General features: G+C 37.1%; 20 protein-coding genes. 10 read left to right on the top strand and 10 right to left on the bottom strand.

Going from position 1 to position 20,948, the window contains the following annotated elements; all coding sequences use genetic code 11:
• Positions 1-241: 241 nt before the first annotated feature.
• Together DYR29_RS01540 and DYR29_RS01535 are read right to left on the bottom strand one after the other, a co-directional pair.
• On the bottom strand, positions 242-2,008 hold the full coding sequence (locus DYR29_RS01540; protein WP_213278923.1) for a S41 family peptidase: 1,767 nt from the start codon (positions 2,006-2,008) through the stop codon (positions 242-244).
• A 72-nt stretch (positions 2,009-2,080) separates the two neighbouring features.
• Positions 2,081-2,584, bottom strand: a complete 504-nt coding sequence (locus tag DYR29_RS01535; RefSeq protein WP_213278922.1) for a DinB family protein — start codon at positions 2,582-2,584, stop codon at positions 2,081-2,083.
• A gap of 170 nt (positions 2,585-2,754) precedes the next feature.
• Between DYR29_RS01535 and DYR29_RS01530 the strand changes: the two genes are divergently transcribed.
• The 3 genes from DYR29_RS01530 (at position 2,755) to DYR29_RS01520 (ending at position 4,792) form a co-directional block, all read left to right on the top strand.
• The gene (locus DYR29_RS01530; RefSeq protein ID WP_213278921.1) at positions 2,755-3,888 is read left to right on the top strand and encodes a tetratricopeptide repeat protein; all 1,134 of its coding nucleotides are present in this window, start codon (positions 2,755-2,757) and stop codon (positions 3,886-3,888) included.
• Between the two features lie 87 nt (positions 3,889-3,975).
• Entirely contained in the window at positions 3,976-4,311 is a 336-nt protein-coding gene (locus DYR29_RS01525) for a nuclear transport factor 2 family protein (protein WP_213278919.1), read from the top strand.
• A gap of 136 nt (positions 4,312-4,447) precedes the next feature.
• A complete protein-coding gene (locus tag DYR29_RS01520) occupies positions 4,448-4,792 on the top strand; it encodes a YciI family protein (RefSeq protein ID WP_213278918.1) in 345 nt (114 codons plus the stop codon).
• Between the two features lie 65 nt (positions 4,793-4,857).
• Here the strand turns inward: DYR29_RS01520 and DYR29_RS01515 are convergent, their stop codons facing one another.
• The 4 genes from DYR29_RS01515 to DYR29_RS01500 form a co-directional block, all read right to left on the bottom strand.
• Complete coding sequence (locus DYR29_RS01515) at positions 4,858-5,421, bottom strand: DUF6624 domain-containing protein (protein WP_213278917.1); 564 nt, start codon at positions 5,419-5,421, stop codon at positions 4,858-4,860.
• Positions 5,422-5,483: 62 nt separating this feature from the next.
• Complete coding sequence (locus DYR29_RS01510; protein WP_213278916.1) at positions 5,484-6,038, bottom strand: AAA family ATPase; 555 nt, start codon at positions 6,036-6,038, stop codon at positions 5,484-5,486.
• Positions 6,039-6,100: 62 nt separating this feature from the next.
• Positions 6,101-7,096, bottom strand: a complete 996-nt coding sequence (locus DYR29_RS01505) for an MsnO8 family LLM class oxidoreductase (RefSeq protein WP_213278915.1) — start codon at positions 7,094-7,096, stop codon at positions 6,101-6,103.
• Positions 7,097-7,146: 50 nt separating this feature from the next.
• Positions 7,147-7,503 (bottom strand): winged helix-turn-helix transcriptional regulator, encoded by a 357-nt coding sequence (locus DYR29_RS01500; protein WP_213278914.1) that lies wholly within the window; start codon positions 7,501-7,503, stop codon positions 7,147-7,149.
• Positions 7,504-7,611: 108 nt separating this feature from the next.
• Here DYR29_RS01500 and DYR29_RS01495 point away from each other — a divergent pair, with 108 nt between their 5' ends.
• Positions 7,612-8,754: an MFS transporter gene (locus tag DYR29_RS01495; RefSeq protein WP_249413585.1), complete on the top strand. Its 1,143-nt coding sequence runs from the start codon at positions 7,612-7,614 to the stop codon at positions 8,752-8,754.
• A 139-nt stretch (positions 8,755-8,893) separates the two neighbouring features.
• On the opposite strand, the gene DYR29_RS01490 is transcribed toward DYR29_RS01495, so the two are convergent.
• Positions 8,894-10,195: an Ig-like domain-containing protein gene (locus DYR29_RS01490; RefSeq protein ID WP_213278912.1), complete on the bottom strand. Its 1,302-nt coding sequence runs from the start codon at positions 10,193-10,195 to the stop codon at positions 8,894-8,896.
• A gap of 235 nt (positions 10,196-10,430) precedes the next feature.
• Here DYR29_RS01490 and DYR29_RS01485 point away from each other — a divergent pair, with 235 nt between their 5' ends.
• The 5 genes from DYR29_RS01485 to DYR29_RS01465 all read left to right on the top strand — a co-directional run bounded on the left by DYR29_RS01485 (position 10,431) and on the right by DYR29_RS01465 (position 16,852).
• Positions 10,431-11,312 carry a cupin-like domain-containing protein gene (locus DYR29_RS01485; protein WP_213278911.1) on the top strand — a complete coding sequence of 294 codons (882 nt, stop codon included), beginning with the start codon at positions 10,431-10,433 and terminating at the stop codon, positions 11,310-11,312.
• A 136-nt stretch (positions 11,313-11,448) separates the two neighbouring features.
• A complete protein-coding gene (locus DYR29_RS01480; RefSeq protein ID WP_213278910.1) occupies positions 11,449-12,162 on the top strand; it encodes a hypothetical protein in 714 nt (237 codons plus the stop codon).
• 63 nt (positions 12,163-12,225) lie between these two features.
• A complete protein-coding gene (locus tag DYR29_RS01475) occupies positions 12,226-12,762 on the top strand; it encodes a TetR/AcrR family transcriptional regulator (RefSeq protein WP_213278909.1) in 537 nt (178 codons plus the stop codon).
• A 238-nt stretch (positions 12,763-13,000) separates the two neighbouring features.
• Positions 13,001-15,811, top strand: coding sequence for a TonB-dependent receptor (locus DYR29_RS01470; protein ID WP_213278908.1), 2,811 nt, complete (start codon positions 13,001-13,003; stop codon positions 15,809-15,811).
• Positions 15,812-15,817: 6 nt separating this feature from the next.
• Positions 15,818-16,852, top strand: coding sequence for a phytase (locus DYR29_RS01465; protein WP_213278906.1), 1,035 nt, complete (start codon positions 15,818-15,820; stop codon positions 16,850-16,852).
• Positions 16,853-16,986: 134 nt separating this feature from the next.
• On the opposite strand, the gene DYR29_RS01460 is transcribed toward DYR29_RS01465, so the two are convergent.
• The gene (locus tag DYR29_RS01460; protein ID WP_213278905.1) at positions 16,987-19,236 is read right to left on the bottom strand and encodes an ATP-binding cassette domain-containing protein; all 2,250 of its coding nucleotides are present in this window, start codon (positions 19,234-19,236) and stop codon (positions 16,987-16,989) included.
• Between the two features lie 51 nt (positions 19,237-19,287).
• Between DYR29_RS01460 and DYR29_RS01455 the strand changes: the two genes are divergently transcribed.
• Positions 19,288-19,710, top strand: coding sequence for a MarR family winged helix-turn-helix transcriptional regulator (locus DYR29_RS01455; protein ID WP_213278904.1), 423 nt, complete (start codon positions 19,288-19,290; stop codon positions 19,708-19,710).
• 10 nt (positions 19,711-19,720) lie between these two features.
• On the opposite strand, the gene DYR29_RS01450 is transcribed toward DYR29_RS01455, so the two are convergent.
• Together DYR29_RS01450 and DYR29_RS01445 are read right to left on the bottom strand one after the other, a co-directional pair.
• A complete protein-coding gene (locus DYR29_RS01450; protein WP_213278903.1) occupies positions 19,721-20,443 on the bottom strand; it encodes a sterol desaturase family protein in 723 nt (240 codons plus the stop codon).
• 79 nt (positions 20,444-20,522) lie between these two features.
• Positions 20,523-20,792, bottom strand: a complete 270-nt coding sequence (locus DYR29_RS01445) for a hypothetical protein (RefSeq protein WP_047422568.1) — start codon at positions 20,790-20,792, stop codon at positions 20,523-20,525.
• Between the last annotated feature and the right edge of the window lie 156 nt (positions 20,793-20,948).

The raw sequence follows: 20,948 nt of genomic DNA, 5'->3' as shown, positions 1-20,948 counted from the left end.
GTAATCTGAAATTTTGTAGTAGTTCTACGACTTTCTATTAATAATTCCAAAATAAATGATTAAAAAATAGAAATAAATACCTCTTTATCAAATGGATATTTAACAATTTTTAATAAATAAAAACAATAAATTTATCACTTAAAATAGAAATAAACTAAAATGGCTCTGAAATTCAGCAACAAAAAAACCAGCCGTAAATAATGAATGTACGGCTGGTTTTTATATTAAAAATGAAATCGTTTTACTGTTTTCTAAGCTCTGAAAATTTTTTCAGATAAACATCAGTCTGATCCAGAAATTCCTGATCGGTCTGCTGTATCTGAACGTGAGGAATAATTCCCTGACCTTTTTTCTGATCGGGAAGATTCTGCGCATCCTGAATAACATGTACAATAGAGAATCCGGTCTGGATACCGGTGTTGGGAAGTTCATATACCAGCGGAAGATGGCCGTTATGTTCATAGTACCCTCCCACTGTTTCTTTTCCTATCACAATGGCATTGGTATAGGACTTAATCAGAGAAGCAAGGTGGGAAGCTGCCGAGGCAACACGCTGATCTGCCAACAAATAAAGTTGCCCCTTAAAAGTTCTTTCATTAGGCATAATCGAAGGGTTTTTATCATCTGCCCAATAGTATTTCCCCTGAACGGCTTTAGGATATAATGATTTAAGGTAAGCATTCAAACCGGTTTTATCTGTTACTCCATTTGACAGAAAAAGAGAAGTTATGACCAGCTTTTCTTCCATAGGCACTTCATTAAAGTTGGTATAGGCATATTGACTGTCACGGAAGGGTCTTTGTGTAAGGTATGAAAATACTTTTTCATAAAGAGCACCTGTACCTCCGGTATTTCCTCTGAGATCGATGATCAGGTTTTCTATTTTTTCGCGTTCAAGGGTGTCCATCATCTGATCAAGAAAAGCACTGAATTTTTTATAGGCAGGATCGTCTTTCCCGGTTGCAAAATCAAATCCTCTCAAAGATAAGCGATAGATGCCATCTGCTTCTTTATTGAGGCTGTATTTTTCAGACAACAGTTTTTTGTCAAAAGCAAGCGAATATCTTGAATCCTGAAGTTTTTTAAAGTTTTCCAACGATATTCCCGGCAGTGAAACTTCTTTTACAGTTCCGTTCCATTTGTAGCTGATGACATAGTTTTTATGGGTTCCGAATTCGATATAAAATTTATCCAGCATTCCCCTTTCAAAACCTGTCATTTCTTTGTAAGGAGCTGAAAATCCGTCAGAAAAATAATACTGGGAAAAGCGACTGATCATCTCTTTTGCAGGAATTCCGTTGATAGAAAGGATTTCAGCACCGAGAGGCAATACATTGTCTTTTGAATCCTGAAGCAGACGACCGTCAATATTTTTTAACGTAATGGGTAAATATTCCGGTTTCTGGGTGAGATAATAAGAAGCATGGTTGGGAAGATCTGTATAGTTATGACAGCTTCCTTCAAATCCGGTAACTTTTGCAATTATTTTATAAAAATCAAAAATATTCCTGCTGTTTCTGGCTTCTTCTTCAGCCTGCTGATAAATACTGTCAATTTGCTTTCTTGTTCTGTACACATACAGCCCGGAGTTTGCTTTTTCTCTTATAGAACGGAATGTGTGAAGGTCTTCTATTAATTGATCAGAAGTGAACTGACCATTCAGGACAGGTACATTTTTGGATTCTGTAATGGAAACTTTGGCCGTTTTACTTTTTTCAACATAAGACTTGGCCCAGATTTTAAATTCATATTTTTTTCCTTTTTCCGGCGTAAAGTAGAAGCGTTCAACACTCTTTATACCTCTGGAATCATCCTGTTCTTTTACCTTTTTCCCATCCATAAACAAGGCAACTCCCAGATTGGCATCCGCTGACTGTACCGAGATCCATGAAGGTTTATGAGATTGGGGAGCATATTTCAAAGTATCTCCAGGTTTAAGATCTGAATAGGTCTGTGCATACGCACTATTTAAAAAGAGTAAAAGAGGAATGATAAAAGGTCTGGCCATTATAATTTTTTGAATGGGCTAATATACAAATTAACCCAAACGGATTGAAATTCTTCAAAACTTCCTTTCATTCTATAGTTTTACACTCAGTTCCTGAACTTCTTCAGCAGAAAATCCGTAAATCTGTGGGGTTTTTACATCCAGGAGATTGAGATAAATATATAATTCTGCCCTGTGATGAATCTCATGCTCTATCATTGCGCGGAGCCATTTCCAGACAGAGATTTCACTGTTGGCCGGAGTCAGGCATTTACGGGTAAGATCTTCATCAGAAAGGTTATTGATAATTTCCAGCGTTTGTCTGTGCATTTCATTGAAAAACTTTACAGTATTTTCATAGCCGTCGGCCAGTTCTTTTCCGCATCCCGGATAAGCGCTTTTCTTTCCCATAATGGTTTCTCCATACATATACCTTTCTATAGTGGCAATATGTCTTATCTGATCGCCAATGGTAAACTTTCCGGGTTTATAGGTAAAATCTATGTGTTCAGGCGGAACTACTGCAATAATGCGGTTGGTTCTTTCTCTTATTTTTTCATAATAATCAATGAATGATTGTACTGTTTTTATTTCCATATTTATTGCTTTGTCTGATCTGTTTTTGCAGGATGAATATAAGGAATCTAATGACAGAAGTTTTTGGTTTTATTATAAATTATTCATAAAAATTAAAAAAATCCCCAATAAGTGATAGTAAAATTTGGCAGCTTACTAAATATCCAATATTTTAGTTAAAAATAACCATGATGAGAAAAGGAATTTGCTTGTGCATTATTCTATTGGGCTTTAACAGTCTCACTGCTCAGTCTGCAAAAATTGACACAGAAAAGCTTCTTGAATATTATGAAACACAGCGTTATGCCGATGCTGCAAAATATCTCCAAAGCATATATCCCGGAGATACAGAGGATATAAAAGCTCTTTCACAAATAGCCTATTGTAATATGATGGCCGGAAAGCTACCGGAAGCAGAAAAAAATTATCTGAAAATCAACACCATCCAACCCAATAATCTTCCCACTTTATTTAGTCTTGCCAGTATCAATTCCAGGCGAGGGAATGCTGCTAATGCCAAAACTTATCTTCAACAGATTGTTCAACTGGATAGTGTTAATTTCAATGCTTATAAGCAGCTTGCCACTTATGCAGATACTCCTGAAACCAAACTGAGCTACCTCAAAAAAGCCAACTCTCTTAGCGCTGCGGATGCTGATGTTGCTTATGATCTTTCTCTGACCTACAGTGGCCTGAAACAATATCAGCCTGCGTATGATGTTTTGAAGACAGCTATTGCTTCTGACCCTGAAAATTTCACTTTACAACAGGCGTTATTACCCGTTGCCAATCAACTCGCCAAATATCCGGAAGTAATTGAAATTGGTGAAAAACTTCTTAAAAACCACGCGGATGTGAATGTAATAAATGATATGGGACAGGCTTATTTTTATGTAAAAGATTATCAAAAATGTGTTAGCCTTTATAAAATGCTGGAAGGTATGGGAGTACAAAACGAAGGCACTTTATATTTCATGGCTCTAAGCTATCGTGAACTGAAAGATTACAACAACGCTGCCATCTATGCCCAAAAGACTATTGATGAAGCCATTTCAGATCACACCACACTATATTATGCAGCATTGGCAGGCATTTATGAAGCTAAAAACCAATACAATGATGCAGTGACAGCTTATAAAAGAGGATTGACTTTTGGAAACAGTAATATTATTTATTATCGCTTAGGCCTTCTTTATGATCTGAATCTGAAACAGCCTAAGAATGCGGCTACCTACTATCAGATGTACCTTAAAAACCATCCGGACCAGGAAAAGGAAAAAGAACAGATTGCGTATGCAAAAGGGAGAATTCCTGTTTTAAAATAGCATAAAATGGAGTCATTTTGTGATTATAGTCACAAGTGAAACACTCAGTGAACCGCTAATTTTGTACTCAACAATAAAAACAATATTATGGACAATACAACCCAAAATGTGGCGGAACAGTTTATTCAATATTTAAATGAGGAAAATTTTGACAAAGCGGAAAGCTGTCTTGCTCCTGATTTTAAATTTATAGGCATATTAGGAAAAAGAGAAGGCGCATCTGTTTACATTAAAGATATGAAGCAGATGAAGTTTAAGTATGAAATTCTGAAATCTTTTACATCCGGTGAAGATGTATGTTTCTGGTATATTATTGATATGGGAGAAAAATCGACAGAAGCTTCCGGATGGTACCAGATTAAAGATGGAAAGATTCATACCTTAAAGGTACTGTTTGATCCCAGACCTTTACTGGATAAGTAAAAAATGTTGAAAACCCGGGAAATACTGCATCTGATTATATTACATTTGAGCAAAAACCAAAGACAGATTAAAAATAAAATTAAAACTCTGTCCCTATTTTCATGTCTTAATCGTCATTTAAATAAAGAATCTGATTATGAAAGAATTTGCGTTAATCTTCAGACTGAAAGACGTTTCTGATTTTAAGCCTTCCCCGGAACAGATCCAGGAGCGCCTGAACTGGCTGGGAAGCATTGCTGCACAAAACAAACTTGTAGATAAAGGAAATACTCTCTTGCCCGCACCGGGAGCTGCAAAAACGGTAAAACCGGATAATATTGTAACGGATGGTCCTTATACCGAAATCAAGGAATTCATCAGCGGATATATTATTGTACGGGCAGAATCTATTGATGAGGCTGTAGAAATGGCGAAAGGAAATCCTATCTTTAAAATAGGTGGAAATATTGAGGTTCGTGAAGTTTTGAAAGTGAATAATTAAGATGAAAGCAGGAAGATGGGAGTTGGAAGTTTAAGTATAAAATCTTCTTCTTCATTTAACATTTTTTAAATCCAGCCTACTTTTTTCCTCCAAACCGTATATTCAACATTTTTATCATCTATTTCCGGAATGTCTTCAGGTTCCGGAATTTTGTTGATTTCTGCCTCAGAGAACGCAGGAAGGTCTACTTTTTCCCGTTCTTTGTTTAAATTTTCTTTGTTTTCTACGGGATAGATCTTTCCATCAGCGGTAAGCTGTGTTCCATATTTTTGAGGTTTGCTTTGAAAGAACTGAATCCGGTCATGTAAATAGGCTTTATGGATCGGATTAATATCACTGCTGTTTTCTTCCATTATGGTACAGCACTTTTTCATAAACTCTGGCTCTCCAATAGCGTGCTGGATAATCAGCCATGCAGCATTGCTTCCTTTTTCACCAACTTTTGAGAGGGTTGGAAATCCTATTTCAGCTATAATTTCCCGAAGCCGCCGGGCATTCGCTTTATGAACCTTTTCCATTTCAGGATGGTAACCTTCGGAAAGTTTTCCTGCTGCGAGCAGTTCTTCTCTTACAGTCAGATCTTTGTCGGCGAGTTCGATCAGTTCTTTTTCAAATGGGAAATTGTCCATACTATAATAAATGATAATTGATTGTTGATAAAGGATAGCCCTCAGCCGGGCCTATTTCAGTTTTATATCAAAACTCTGTCAAGTATAAACGCAGCTCTCTTTTCTACAGTAACTTTTGGTACTTCAATGATATTGAAACCATATTCCTGATAAATTTCTTTCATACATTCAAAAGTAAGGATGGCTTTTTTAATGCTTTGTTTTCTTTCCGGGTCATTTTCATAAATCTCCTTCCATGGGGGAAGAATAAAAGCATTGTTATTATAAACCATTTCGCTGGCTTTTGTTATCATTACTTCCGGAACAGGAATATTTTCAAGCCTCATATACCCAAGCGTATCCCATATTCCACGGTCAAAAAAAACGGGTTTCAAATGGGTCGATTGATTGAGTTTCTGGTAAGTTTTGACAGATTCTTCAAACATCAGTTTAGCAAAAAGTTCTTTGTTCAGCCAGGGAAGCCCTTCTTCTCCGGACTCCATTTGTTCTTTAATAATTCTCCTGCCTTCTTCAGGAACTGTTGTCAATCCATATTTTTTTAATTCATCCAACAGCGTTGTTTTTCCGGCTCCCGGACCACCTGTAATAATATAGAATTTTGAAATATTCTGCTTCATGAGTTTGAATTATCTTTTAATACAGCCCATGTAAAACAGATTTTTTTTGCTTTCCTGCGGGCTTAGTTATTATTTTTAATGATACTTTTATAGGTATAAATACGATCTTCCTCCCGGTACATATTACACAATATCAAAAGATTATCCGTATTGTACTTTTCTGAAACCCGTTCTAATCTCTGCTTCACAGACTGTGGTGTTTCTATGATAATTCTATCTAAAAAGGTGAAAAACTCATCTTCATCTTTAGTTCCCAAAACCTTTTGCTCTACAGCTTCAGGAGATAGAACAGCATTGGGACTGACTAATTGACGGGATTGTAAAAACTGATAGGCCATTCCATAAGCATTCCGTCTGGCTTCTTCAATAGTATCAGCTACCGATACGGCAACCGCCACCTGCAAAGAAGGCTGGGAAAAATATTGGGTGCCGTCAAATTCTCTGAGATAAGCTTCCGTATTTTCCATTCCGTTCTCACTGTTCATAAAAGCAGCGAAGGAATACCCTGTCCCATGTTTAGCAGCTTCTTTTGCGGAAGTCATTCCTGATCCCAGCCACATGATTTCAGGAATATGCTGTACATGGGTGGGCTGCGCAATCAGTCCGTCATAAATTCCTTCTTCATCCCTGATCAGTTGAATAATCTCTTCCAGCTTCGTTTCCATATTTGATAAAACTACCGGTTTATGATTATTAAGTGCCATAACTGCATCCTTCAATCCTCCGGGAGCCTTTCCCAATCCGAGAATAAAACGTTCTGGATATAGAGTGGATAACATTTTTGACCATTCTGCAATTTTATAAGCGGAATAGTTTCTCATCATAATTCCGGCGGTTCCTATTTTGATATGGTTGGTTTTACTGAGTATAATTGCTGCTAAAAGTTCAGGACTGGAACTTCCATAAGCTTCTACTCCATGATGCTCGGAATACATGATGCTATGAAATCCCGTTTCTTCAGCCATTAAAGCAAGCTTGATACTGTTTTCCAATGCAGAGGCTGCACTTCCGCCCATTGTTACAGGTGACTGGTCTAAGATCCCTAATTTCAGCTTCATACTATAGAATAGATTTTAGGTGAAGGTATGAAAAAAGACGATATACCATTTTATACTTTAGGCGGAAAAACAATCCCTTCATCTTTAATCAGGTCGTAGCCAAACTGCATAATGGTTTCAATAACCGGAATGGCTTTTTTACCTTTTTCTGTAAGACTGTACTCTACTTTCGGCGGTACTCCGGGAAATACCTCACGGTGAATCATTTCCTTAGCTTCCAGTTCGCGCAGCTGGCTGGTCAGCATTTTGTCTGTGATATGAGGAATATCCTTTTTAAGCTCACTGAAACGGAGAGGTTTTTCCTGTAATCTCCATAGAATAGGCATTTTCCAGGTTCCTCCAATATGGCTTAGAGCAAATTCAATCGGAGTATAATACAATCTTTTATCGTGGAAGAATTGAGGCATAATAGTCTTTTTTTATGTACACTTTCAAAAAGGTAAGTATAGAACTAAAGGGTAAGTATATAGTTTTTTGATAGTCTATTGTGCAAATTTGCAAAAAAAATAATGAAAATGAACAGAAATCTTTATGTACTGGCACTTGGTGTTTTTGGAATTACAACCACAGAATTTGGAGTTATTGGTGTATTGCCTGAACTCGCTTCAGCGTTCCGGGTTTCCATTGAAAAAGCGGGATGGCTGCTGAGTGCTTTTGCGTTGATCGTTGCTGTTTTCGGTCCTTTTATGCTGTTGGCACTATCCTCTTTCAAAAGAAAAAGTCTGCTCATTTTTTCGTTGCTTATTTTTGTGACAGCAAATGTTCTTTCTGCATATATCACCCATTTTTATCTGCTGCTCACTGTCAGAATGATTCCTGCATTTTTCCATCCGGTTTACTGGTCGATAGCTTTATCTGCCGCCGGAGAAACGTCTGATCCTAAAGAAAAGTCAAGGGCGGTAAGCATTATTTTTTCGGGGCTTACTCTGGCCACAGTGTTAGGAGTGCCTCTGGCTGCTTTTATGTCTGATCTGTTTTCCTGGCAGTCTTCTTTTTTGCTTACCGCTTTTATCAATGCAGTGGCTTTAGCGGGTGTTTGGATTTATTTACCAGCTATTCAGAGTAAAACCGAAACTTCAAAAGGTTTTCCCAGTCACATTTTTTACAATAAACATTTGTGGATCGGGCTTTTTCTTGCATTTTTCACTATTGCTTCCATGTATTCTACGTATGGTTATATGGCTGATTTTTTAAAGAATATAACGCAGATGAATGGAAAACAGGTCAGCCTGATGCTTTTCTTATTTGGAACGGTAGGAATTATCGGGAATAAAATTGCAGGAAAATATATGAGCAGATTTCCGTTTCAAACAACTCTTTTATTTTTGATGTTATTATCCGGCATCCATCTGTTGATCTGGTATTACGGAAACCATTTTGCACCTATGATCTGGATTGTTGGATGCTGGGGACTGGTTCATTCCGGAGGGTTTCTGATCAGCAATATCAATGTGACCTCTTCTTTAGATTCTTCGGAGTTCATCAATAGTATTTTTACTTCTTGCGGGAATTTCGCTGTAACAGCGGGTACGCTTTCCGGAGGATTCTGGATTGCTCATTATGGCATTGAAAATATAATATGGTCAAGCATTATAGGCTTAATTCTGGCTCTCATCATGTTGCTTATCAAAAGAAAATATACGGAGACTAATTTTTAATACAGAAAAAATAAAACCTTCTGGATAACGGAAGATTGGTTTATAAAAATTTAAATAATTTATTCAAGGTTTTACAGTTATCTTTTAATCCTTTATTTTAATTTAAAGTTAAATATTTCACAGATCATTCATCGTCAAACTATTTCTCACTTGTTTTAAATTTCACAAGAAGCGTTTCATCTCTCAGAGGATAACCATCTTTAGACGCGAAACTTTTGTTCGTCAGCACAAATTCATACTCTTTACCTGCCTTCAGATCTGCTGAAAGAACCAATGTTTTGTCATTATTTTCCATTCCTATTATTTTGGTGATGGGAAAATATTCTTTTCCTTTATCGGAGAGGTTGAATGAATAGCTGTTGGGAACCATTTCTTTTGAAAAGGTAATTCTTATTTCTTTGGTGTCAGCATTTACATGTGCGAAACCGTTTGCAGGTTCTGTTTTTACAACATACGGTAAATTTTTCTCATATTCTTTGATCAGCTTTTGCTTATCAATTTTTTCTTTGAAAAATTTTGATCTGGTGAGAAAGTCTTCTACAGCCTTATCATTGTCATAATTCAGTTCTATAATATCTTTTACAGCCTGTTTTTTATCTTTTGCATTCTCGTAGTAGGACTTAGATATCTCATATCCTATATAATATCCCAGATCGGCACTTTCTCCTTTTTTTCTCCCATTATACAGCCAGTTGGCAAAATTCCCGGTAAACATTTCTTTTTTAAACCAATCCTTCACCTCAGCGGCATGTGCTGTTCCATATGACAAATATTTTCTTTCCAAAGGCTTATTCATGACCAGTTCGGCAATCAGATCACAGGCACCTTCTTTGATAGATTGGCTTAGAACTCTCCTGCGGTCTCCGGTCTGCTGGGTATGGATATATTCATGAACATTTAAAGAGACGATATTATCCAGAGACTGATTTGCAAAAACCCCTTTTATCCAATCATCCTGAAACTCTGAAACATCAGTAGACGGAAGCCCGGTGGCAAGTTCAGCGCCCACCAACACTTTATTTCCACTCACTGTTCCTCCGGAATTAAGGCCGCCTATTGTAAAGTACATTTCAGCTTCTTTGAGGTCCGGATAGATCTCTTTCAACCTGATAATACTGGCTTCCAGTTCATTTGTTTTGGTTTTTATCGTCAGAGTGTTGGGCCTGATCGAGTTCAAGAATTTAGGATACTTTTCAATGATGTTTACAAACACCGTATCATTATAATCTCTGGCTTTCATAAAAGCTTTCAGGCCGGGTGTTCCTTTGTCTGTATAGAGTTTTTTAATCAGAGCCAGTTTTTGGGTATGATCGTTTGTTTTTTGAATGCTATCATAGGCCACCCAAAAATTGTCAATATCTGAAGTAAAAATTTTAGCTGATTTCTGTGAAAAAGCACTTGCAAAAACAAGCGAAAAAATAATTGTAGTGAAAGTTTTCATGGTTGTTTTTAATACCACAATGATACATACAATTATTATATTTCACAACTATCATTTTACAGCATAAACACTGAACATTTTAAAGCTATAGAAGCTAAAAATGTATCACAATAACTCTAAAAAAATGAACCGGAATATATATTTTATCATTTATTTATATTAATTCCAAATAATTTTATTTCTTTCTATTTTATTTTCGTAAATATTTAATACTTTAGCTTAATAATTTGAACGAATGGGAATAATCCTTAAACCAATTGATATTGTAGATGATATTTCACAAGAAGATTTCCGTGAAAAATATCTAAAGCCATGTAAGCCAGTGGTAATCAGAAATATGGCAAGAAAATGGCCAGCCTACCAAAAGTGGACAATGGAGTATATGAAAGAAGTGGTTGGCGACGTTGAAGTTCCCCTATACGACAGTTCCAAAGCAGATCCTGCCGCTCCCATCAATACTCCGACTACGAAAATGCCTTTTCGTGACTATGTTGATCTTATTCAACGGGAGCCTACTGATCTGAGAATATTTTTCTTTGATCCTATAAAATTTGCTCCAAAACTTTTGGACGACTATGTTCCGCCAAAGAATCTGATGGGTGGATTTTTAGATAAATATCCGAGTATGTTTTTCGGAGGTAAAGGTTCTGTGACCTTCCTTCATTATGATATAGACATGCCTCATATTTTCCACACCCACTTCAACGGAAGAAAACATGTTCTTCTATTTGAATACAAATGGAAATCAAGACTTTATAAGCTACCATATGCTACTTATGCATTGGAGGATTATGATATTGCCAATCCTGATTTTGAAAAATTCCCGGCACTGGATGGTATTGAAGGAATTGAATGCTTCCTGGAACATGGCGATACTTTATTCATGCCTACAGGATGGTGGCACTGGATGAAATATCTGGATGGATCTTTCTCTATTTCCCTGCGTGCATGGGACAAAAGCTGGGCTGTAAAAGCGCATTCTCTTTGGAATCTTGCCGTGCAGCGTAATTTTGATAATTTCATGAAAGGACGATACAAAAAAAGGTATATGGACTGGAAAGAAAGAAAAGCGGTTGAGATCGCCAATGATGCATTAAAAAGAGGACTTCCTAAATAAAAGGAAGGATTTTTATACTGATAAAGAGGATGGTTTATTACAACTATCCTCTTTTTTTGTTTCGAGACTTTAATTTTTTAAGATATCGTGTAAAATTTAATTAAATTGCGTAGTACGTTCCCTAATCCCCGTGTATATGTTTGAAAAATTAATCGATAGTTTTGAAAAGCTGTGTCTGCAGATTATTATTGAAATATTGCTGGTTCCGGTCACCATTTTCAAATTGTTTCAGGATCCCCGCCGCTGCTATGATCTTTCTGTACACGAGATGGAAAAAGATGAGACCGAGCGTTTTCAGGATTATCTTTCTCCCATTAAGCTTTCCGTTTACACTTCTGTCATTATCTCTGTACTTTTAATGGATTACGGTGGCGAGCACAATATTATTTCAAAGATCAAGGGATTAAGCATGGTAGAGAAAGCCCTGTTTATATTTCTGATGAATAATGTTACAGCCGTTATTTTCAGTGTTGCTTTATTATGGTACAAAAAGGAAAAAGTAAATACCGTTGCTTTCCGGACGCTGTTGTTTTCTTTCATTTATACCACCGTATATACTTCTACTCCTTTTTTTATATTAATCATTTCCGCTATGTTTTTGGGACAAACCCTGAATGTTGAGTCTTATCTGGATCATCTTGGCAAAGTGAACGAGTATGGAACCCGGGATTATCTCTTTTTTATGGTCTTTCTCGTTTTTGTGATTATTGGACTTATCGGAACCTTTAAACTTTTCAAAGCACTGCACTATATCCTGAAAAATAATTTCAGTTATCATCCTTATGTTGTATGGTTTTTCACCATACTCTTTTTTGCCATTCAGCTTTATTATGCCAGAGGGTTTGTCTAAAATCTATCCTGCAAAACGTACCCGTCTGTTCATATTTGTTTACATTTGTGAAAATCTTTAATTATGCCCCGACCTCGAGAAAGAATACTAAGCACTGCCATGGTTTTATTCCATAGACAAGGTTATAACAATACGGGCATCAATCAGGTTATTGACGAAGCGAAAGTATCAAAAGCAAGTTTCTACCAGCATTTCAGATCCAAAGATGAGCTTTGTATTGAATTTCTTAATAAGAGATACGACTACTGGGCTTCTGAGCTTGGACAGTTTACATCAGAAGCCGGAACAGTACAGGAAAAAATACTGAAATCATTTGATTTTCTGATTGATATGAATGAAAGGGAAGACTTCAGAGGATGCAGCTTTCTGAATATTTTATCTGAAATTCCTGCTGATAAGGAAGAAATTCATAAGGTAATCCGGTATCATAAAAGTAAGCTGAGGGAATGCTTCAATGAAGACATTCAAAACGATATTGCAGCAGCTCATATCTACCTTCTTTTTGAAAGTTCGATACTCACCAGCCAGCTCTACAGATCTAATGAATTAATCGAAAAGTCTAAAATTATCGTGCAGGATATACTCAAATCTTCACATTAAACAATAATTTTAAGTTTTGGCTAAAGCCAATAGAATTATTTACAATTTGTATGGCGGGCTAAAGCCCACCTCTATTGAATTTTAACGACAAGATCTTTTATCTTTTATCTTTTATCTTTTATCTTTTATCTTTTATCTTTCTATATTAACAATTCTTAAGAAACACTTAATTTTCTCTTCAACACTTTCCCCAAACAGTCGTTTAATTTTGTTGTGATTTTTATCTAAAAAAGGAAAAGTGAAGAAAATTTTTACATCTGTTTTGTTTTGTGCCTCTATTTTTTTCTATGCGCAAACCGGATCTCTTTCCGGAAACATTAATGACGACTCGAAAATTGCCCTTCCGGGAGCTAAGATTTCTCTGAGCCCTGGAAACATTTATACAACCTCAGATGAACACGGAAACTTTGTTTTCCTGAATGTTCCTCCGGGAAGTTATACCATGAAAATTGATTATCTTGGGTATGGTGTTCATGAATACAACGTAACCGTTGAACCTGAGAAAAATACCCGTCAGAATATCATTTTCGACAAAAAAGAAACGTCTATTGCTGCGATTGTAGTGTCAGGAGCTACTTTAAAAAATCAAGCAAGAGCTTTAAACAAGCAAAAAAACAACGCCAATATTACCAATGTTATTTCTTCTGATCAGATCGGGCGTTTTCCTGATGCCAATATCGGGGATGCTTTGAAGCGTGTTCCGGGAGTTACCATACAGAATGATCAGGGGGAAGCCAGAAATCTTATCATCAGGGGACTAGCTCCCAATCTTAACTCTGTTACCCTGAATGGTGACAGAATTCCTTCTGCTGAAGGAGATAACCGTAATGTACAGATGGACCTGATCCCTTCTGATATGATCTCCACGATTGAGGTTAATAAAACCTTGACCCCGGATATGGACGCTGATGCGATAGGAGGTTCCGTAAACCTTATTACCAGGGCTTCCCCGAACGGACAAAGGATTTCTGCAACGGTTGCAGGAGGTTATAATCCTATCCGTGAAAAAGGAAATTATACTGCAGGATTTGTATATGGAAACCGGTTTTTAGATAAAAAACTAGGGGCGGTATTCAGTTTTTCCTATAACAACAATAATTTTGGTTCGGATAATATAGAGCCGGTATGGAGCCAGGCGAATGATCTTGCACAAACCGTTTATGTAAGTAAAATGGGAGTTCGTTATTACAATGAACACCGTATCAGACATAGTTTTGATCTTAATATGGATTATGAATTCAATTCCAAAAATAAGATCTACGCTTCAGCCATGTATAATTTCAGAAATGATAAAGAAACCAGATTTGCATTAGGCTATAAAATAAAACCGGTCTACAATGCTGATGAAACCGAGATTACAGACTGGAAAGGAAGCATCACAAGACAAAATAAAGGCGGTGATGCTGATAATGACAATACCCGTTTTGAGAAACAAAAAGTTCAGAACTATGCTTTGAGAGGGGAACATTTATTAGGTTCTAAAGTAGATCTAGACTGGTCAGTCAACTATGCCATTGCAAGCGAAGATAAACCTCATCAACGTTATATTGAGTTTGAAAACAGCAAGATGAATTTCGCTCCCGATCTTAGTAATCCTGAAAAACCGATGTTCAATCTCCTTGCTGCAGATAATTTAGGAAGTTACAAGTTGAGTGACCTCTCGGATGCCAATAACTTTACACAGGAAAAGGAACTGGGAGCAAAAGTGAATATACGTTTTCCTTTTTCTGTAATTGATGGCCAGAAAGGACGTCTTCGTACCGGTTTCCGTATGCGTCTGAAGAAGAAAGAAAGAGAAAATGATTTCTATGCTTTTACACCTGTCAACACTATGGGGAGCCTTTCATCGGTACCAACGATACATCTTGACGGTCAGAACTTCCAGCCGGGAAATTATGTTCCGGGAACATTCGTTGATCCTGCTTTCCTTGGAGGGCTGGATTTATTCAATCCTGCTTTGTTTAATGGAAAATTAAAGCCTGAGAAATATCTTTCAAGCAATTACAATGCGAAGGAGCAGATCTATGCAGGTTATATCCGTTGGGATCAGGATTTCAATGATCAATTATCCATGATTGTTGGAGCACGTATTGAAACTACCAACATTGATTACACCGGAAACTATGTAATGAATGAAAAGAATCTTGTAGGACAAATCAATAATACGAATACGTATACAAATGTTCTTCCTAATATTTCCTTCAAATATGTTCCGATCCAGGATCTTGTGCTTCGTGCCGCATTTACTACAGCTCTTGCCCGCCCGAATTATTATTCATTGGTTCCTTATCTTAATGTTATTTCAGAAGACGAGATCGTAGCTGCCGGAAATCCGCACTTAAAAGCAACCTATGCGTATAATTTTGATTTTATGGCAGAAAAGTACTTTAAGTCTGTAGGGATACTTTCCGGAGGTATTTTTTATAAAAACCTGAATAACTTTATTTACACGTATTCCCAAAGAAATTATACGGCAAATGATTTCGCGAATGATTTTGCAGGACAAACCAATCCAATTCCTGCAGGGGAAAGCAACTGGAAATTTACCCAGCAGCGTAATGGTGACAATGTAGATATTTATGGGTTTGAAGTAGCTTTACAAAGACAGCTTGATTTCATTCCCGGAGCTTTCTGGAAAGGTCTTGGAGTTTATGTAAACTATACTTACACTAAATCAAAAGCAAAAGGAATCACCAATGAAGAAGGCATTGAAAGAACAGATGTAGGATTCCCAGGAGCTGCTCCTCATATGTTCAACGGATCTCTTTCATGGGAAAATAAGCGTTTTTCAGCCAGAATTTCTATGAACTACGCGTCTCATTATATTGATGAGCTGGGGGGGAAAGCGTTTGACGACCGTTATTATGACAAACAGTTTTTCCTTGATGCCAATGCTTCCTACAAGATTACAAGCCAGCTCAGAGTTTTTGCAGAAGCCAATAATCTGACGAATCAGCCGTTAAGATACTACCAGGGAATCCAGAGCAGAACCGCTCAGGCTGAATATTACAGGCCAAGGTTTACAATGGGGGTGAAATTTGATTTTTAAATACACATGAAAAACATACATTATATACTGGCTCTTTCAGTTCTTCCTTTCGTGATCAACTGTACAGGGCAGAAAGATTTAGCAGAAAAATTAAAACCGGCTGTTATCACAGAAACAGTAGTTCATGATACGGATGATCCCGCCATATGGATCAATCCACAGGATGCCTCAAAAAGTATCATCATTGGAACGGATAAAGATACTGATGGAGGTTTGTACGCTTTTGACCTTAATGGAAAAATCATTAATAAGGTTTTGGGATTGAAACGTCCCAACAACGTTGATCTGGAATATGGTTTTATGCTGAATGGCAAAAAAACAGATATCGCTGCCGTAACGGAAAGGGAAACCAACAAAGTAAAATTATATACGCTTCCTGAGCTGAAAGAAATCGGAGAAATCTCTGTATTTGACGGAGAATCTGAACGTGGTCCGATGGGAATTTCTCTCTATAAAAATCCGCAGACAGAAGAAATTTTTGTCATTGTGGGAAGAAAATCAGGACCTGCTGACGGATACCTTTGGCAATATAAACTGGTTGAAAAGGATGGTCTCATTACAGGAGAAGTTGTTCGTAAATTCGGAAAATACAGCGGTCTGAAAGAGATTGAAAGTATCGCTGTAGATGATGAAATGGGGTATATCTATTATTCTGATGAGCAATTCGGCGTTCACAAATATTATGCAGATCCGGACAAAGGAAATGAGGAATTATCAGTTTTCGGGAAGGATGATTTTAAATCTGATGTGGAAGGAATTTCCATCTACCCTACTTCTAAAGGAAAAGGATATATTCTGGTTTCCAATCAGCAGAATGATACCTTCAATGTTTATCTGAGAGAAGATCAGTCCAAAGGAAGAATTGCCGAAATTCCTGTTTCTACACTGGAAAGTGATGGTTCTGAGGTAACGAATGTTAATTTAGGTCCAAAATTTCCTAAAGGAGTTTTCGTTGCGATGAGTAATGGCAGGGTATTTCACTTTTACGATTGGAGAATGGTTGAGAAAGCCATTAAATCAGCAGTGAAAGCTGGTAAATAAAAAATTAATCTTTAAACCATTAAGGTTGATAAGGTTTTAAGAGTATTAAGTTGAGCCACACTGTCATTGCGAAGCAAAGGTGAAGCAATCTCATGAGTTGAGTTCAACTTAATACTCTTCATTTTTCATTCCTTTCACTGAATATGCTTCTTCAGAAACTCTGCGGTGAATGATATTTTGTTTTTCAAAAGCTCCGGCGGAGTTCCTTCAAACAATACTTTTCCACCAAATTTTCCGGCACCAGATCCCATATCAATAATCCAATCTGCCTGTGAAATAATATCCAGATTGTGTTCTATGACAATCAGCGTATTATTCTGATCTACAAGACCATTAAAAAAAGTCAGCAGTTTTTGGGTATCACTTGGATGCAGCCCTGTACTCGGTTCATCCAGAATAATGATCTGATTGGTGTTTTTCAGCTCTCTTGTCAGCTTCAGGCGCTGTCTCTCGCCTCCGGAAAAGCCGTCCAGTCTTTGGCCAAGGGTCAGATAATCAAGTCCCAATTGTATCAGCAGATCAAAATTTTTGAGAACAGATTCTTCCTTAAAAAAAAAGATAGCCTCAGAAACAGTCATATTCATAACCTGCACAATTGTTTTTTTATTGTAGGTATATTGCAGCACATCAGGATCAAATCCCGAACCTCCACAAACTTCACAAGGCTGCTCAATATCATCCATAAAAGCAAGATCAATCTTTTCTATTCCCAATCCTTTACAGTTTTTACAGGCTCCTTCACTATTTCTGCTGAACAGTTTGTCTGAAACATGATTAGATTGTGCAAAAAGCTTACGCACAATATCTGATATTCCCAGATATGTAAGCAAATTGGACCGGGCACTTGCAGCGAATAAAGATTGATCAATAATGGTCACATCAGGATAAAGCTCCGGCAGAATACGGTTAATCAGAGTACTTTTGCCAGATCCCGCCACTCCCGTTACGACTGTCATTACTCCGGTTGGGATATTTACAGTTACATTGTTAAGATTATACCTGTTGGCATTTTTAATTTCAAGGTAACCATCAGGCTTTCTGAATTTTTGTTTTATGAAAGGTTTCCTTGCAAAATAAGACCCTGTTTTGCCGGTTGAAGTCTTTAAGTTTTTAAATGTTCCCTCATACACCACTTCTCCCCCGTTTCTTCCCGAGCCGGGACCTATATCAATGATATGATCTGCCATTTTTATCAGATCCGGATCGTGCTCTACAATTAAGACAGAATTTCCCTTATCCCTGATCTGCTGTATGATCGTGATAATATTTTGCAGATCTTTTGGATGGAGACCAATACTGGGCTCATCAAAAATATATAAAAGATCTATGAGACTATTACCAAGGCTCCGCACCATTTTTATACGCTGGGATTCTCCTCCGGAAAGGGTGTTGGTACTCCTGTCAAGAGTCAGATACTGCAACCCGATAGTCATAATATTCTGCAGTTTTGCCGAAAGCTCTTTGATGACGACTTCGTATTGCTTTGAGTCCAACGAAGTAATAAACTCAAGAAGTTCATCCACGGAAAGGGCCATACAATCTGCAATACTTTTACCTTCGATCTTGCAGGACAGTATTTTTTCATTTAACCGTTTTCCCTCACATAACGGGCAGGTTTTTGTGATCACAATATTCTTCAGGGCATCTTTTCTTGTGATATTTTCTTTGGAATCTTTTTTCAGGAACGCTTTTTCTATTCTTGGAACAATGCCTTCGTATTTTACAGTTTTTCCCCATTCTTTATTTGGATGTTTAGGCTTATGTTCCGGTGCATACAGCAAAATTTCCCATTCTTTATCGGTAAAATCTTTCAGCTTTTTATCATTATCAAAATAGCCGGACAACGTATATCTTGTTAAACGCCATCCACCCGGCTGGAAAGTCGGAAACCGGATTGCCCCTTCATGCAAAGATTTTTCACGGTCAATTAAAGCATTCACATCCAGAGTTTGAACAAAACCCAATCCTTCACATTCCGGGCACATTCCCTGAGGATGATTAAATGAAAAAACGTTAGAATATCCTACAAAAGGTTCTCCCATTCTCGAAAATAACAACCTTAAAGAAGCAGAAACATCAGCTGCCGTTCCCACCGTAGATCTGGCATTTCCTCCAAGCCGCTTCTGATTGATGATGATAGGAACATTCAGGTTTTCAATTTTATCCACATCAGGCAGGCCATAATGCTGCAGACGGTTTCTGATAAAACTGTTCTGGGTTTCATTAATCTGCCTTTGAGCTTCTGCCCCAATGGTCTCAAAAACCAATGACGATTTCCCGGATCCAGATACTCCCGTAAAAACCACGATCTTGTATTTTGGAATTTTTATGGAAACATTTCTGAGATTATTTTGCCGGGCGTTCGTAATTTCTATATTTTCCATATTTAAATTGCTTAACTTTGTTAATAATTAACTAAGTTAAGTATATTTATCATGAAACACATTGAAAAAGAGTTTTTTAACACATTCACAAATTTCCAATGTCTTATTCTGGCGCATATGAACCGGGGAAATATCAATGGAGTTACTGCTGCCCATTATAATATCATTGAATTTATTTTAAGAAAAGAAACAGTCACAGGAAGGGAAATCTCGGCAGCATTTAACATAAGCCAGGCAGCCATCTCGAAACAGCTGAAATTTCTGATCAGCAATGATCTGATCCTTAAAAAACAGGAGGAAACAGATCACAGGAAATACAATCTTTCAGTTACGGATAAGGGAAGGTTTATCATAGAAAACTCAGAAACTTTCCGTAAAAATATTACCGGACAAACGGCTTCTATATTGACTTCCAAAGAATTGGAAAATTTTAATTATCTGCTAAGCAAAGTTTTGAATCATGTAAAATTGTAATATCCTTCTCTTATTTATAGGTCCCAAATACCCTGTCCCAGATAGAAGTATAAAATCCAAAGTTTTTGCTTTCATCCAGATGATGCTGATTATGAAATCTTGTTGTTCCAACGAATAAACGGTCAAATGAGGCCGGAAAAAATTCCCTGTTCAGATGTCCTATGGTTCCCCAGATGAGATTGAGCAATAGATAAATGGAAATAGAAATTACTGAGAAATCATAACCGATGAGTAAAACGAGCATCATGAATCCAAACCCTATTGTTTCAAAAGGATGCAGAACAAAAAGACTCAGAAAATTGGTACTTACATGCTCGTGGTGTTTTCTATGCAGAATTTTGTAGATCAAAGGCAAGTGGGCACCGTAATGAAAGAGATACATCAGAAGATCCATCAGAAGAAGCAGAACAATGATTTCTGCTGTTATTCCAATCGCCGATTGAGTTCCTCCAAGCACAATCCAACCGTTTTTCCATAAGAATGCTCCCAGCAACAACATAAAGCTGTTACAGATGATGGTAAAAAGGCTGAGGTAGAAATCGGATCTTGTAACAGGATGATTTTTTTCCTGCAGCTGACTTTTCCTGCAGGTCTTTTCAATAAAAACATATAAACCTATAGAAAACAGGTACAGAAAGCTGTTAATGACAAGACTGAATATCATCCATTGCGGCCATGAAAACTGCCAAAATATCTGTAAATAACCGGAAAGTTCTGCCTGAGTAAAATTCATAATTCCTTCATCCTTCAGCTTGATGTTATAAAGGTATGAATTTCACAGCAAAATCAGCTGATAAAGTAAATTTCAGGTATTATTTCTGTCTTGCTTTTCTTCTGAGCTCCCGAAGCCTTACGGTAAGGTTTTTCCGTAAATCATTATGATACTGCCGGTAGTTTTTGATGCTATTCTCCAGATTCTTTTTATTAAGGAGATATTCTTCATACAGATGACCCAGTTCTGAAATCTGTGTAACCACATCAGAAGGCTGGCTTTCAGGATCTTCTGCAGCTTCTATCAGCAGACGGTAATATTCAATACGGCTGGTCAGGTTCATGTGAAGTTTCGGTTCTATTCCCTGCATGATTTTGTGATTTTATGGTGTTCCTGAATAGGTGAAAGGGCAAAAAGGTTTTATCCTTTTACTATTCGACATTATTTTTTTATTATTAAATAAACCTTTTAATTTTTTCTTGAACCATTAAGATTATATTAAGGTGTTAAGATTATTAAGATCAAG

Source organism: Chryseobacterium indologenes (assembly GCF_018362995.1).
Lineage (GTDB): Bacteria > Bacteroidota > Bacteroidia > Flavobacteriales > Weeksellaceae > Chryseobacterium > Chryseobacterium indologenes_G.
This window is presented reverse-complemented; position numbering and strand designations above follow the sequence as displayed.

Coding starts and splice junctions, on each gene's coding strand:
- DYR29_RS01480 (WP_213278910.1), top strand. CDS start 11,449: ATGTTTGAAAAATTAATCGATAGTTTTGAAAAGCTGTGTCTGCAGATT.
- DYR29_RS01525 (WP_213278919.1), top strand. CDS start 3,976: ATGGACAATACAACCCAAAATGTGGCGGAACAGTTTATTCAATATTTA.
- DYR29_RS01510 (WP_213278916.1), bottom strand. CDS start 6,038: ATGAAGCAGAATATTTCAAAATTCTATATTATTACAGGTGGTCCGGGA.
- DYR29_RS01465 (WP_213278906.1), top strand. CDS start 15,818: ATGAAAAACATACATTATATACTGGCTCTTTCAGTTCTTCCTTTCGTG.
- DYR29_RS01490 (WP_213278912.1), bottom strand. CDS start 10,195: ATGAAAACTTTCACTACAATTATTTTTTCGCTTGTTTTTGCAAGTGCT.
- DYR29_RS01445 (WP_047422568.1), bottom strand. CDS start 20,792: ATGCAGGGAATAGAACCGAAACTTCACATGAACCTGACCAGCCGTATT.
- DYR29_RS01485 (WP_213278911.1), top strand. CDS start 10,431: ATGGGAATAATCCTTAAACCAATTGATATTGTAGATGATATTTCACAA.
- DYR29_RS01520 (WP_213278918.1), top strand. CDS start 4,448: ATGAAAGAATTTGCGTTAATCTTCAGACTGAAAGACGTTTCTGATTTT.
- DYR29_RS01500 (WP_213278914.1), bottom strand. CDS start 7,503: ATGCCTCAATTCTTCCACGATAAAAGATTGTATTATACTCCGATTGAA.
- DYR29_RS01530 (WP_213278921.1), top strand. CDS start 2,755: ATGAGAAAAGGAATTTGCTTGTGCATTATTCTATTGGGCTTTAACAGT.
- DYR29_RS01515 (WP_213278917.1), bottom strand. CDS start 5,421: ATGGACAATTTCCCATTTGAAAAAGAACTGATCGAACTCGCCGACAAA.
- DYR29_RS01450 (WP_213278903.1), bottom strand. CDS start 20,443: ATGAATTTTACTCAGGCAGAACTTTCCGGTTATTTACAGATATTTTGG.
- DYR29_RS01495 (WP_249413585.1), top strand. CDS start 7,612: ATGAACAGAAATCTTTATGTACTGGCACTTGGTGTTTTTGGAATTACA.
- DYR29_RS01505 (WP_213278915.1), bottom strand. CDS start 7,096: ATGAAGCTGAAATTAGGGATCTTAGACCAGTCACCTGTAACAATGGGC.
- DYR29_RS01475 (WP_213278909.1), top strand. CDS start 12,226: ATGCCCCGACCTCGAGAAAGAATACTAAGCACTGCCATGGTTTTATTC.
- DYR29_RS01455 (WP_213278904.1), top strand. CDS start 19,288: ATGAAACACATTGAAAAAGAGTTTTTTAACACATTCACAAATTTCCAA.
- DYR29_RS01460 (WP_213278905.1), bottom strand. CDS start 19,236: ATGGAAAATATAGAAATTACGAACGCCCGGCAAAATAATCTCAGAAAT.
- DYR29_RS01540 (WP_213278923.1), bottom strand. CDS start 2,008: ATGGCCAGACCTTTTATCATTCCTCTTTTACTCTTTTTAAATAGTGCG.
- DYR29_RS01535 (WP_213278922.1), bottom strand. CDS start 2,584: ATGGAAATAAAAACAGTACAATCATTCATTGATTATTATGAAAAAATA.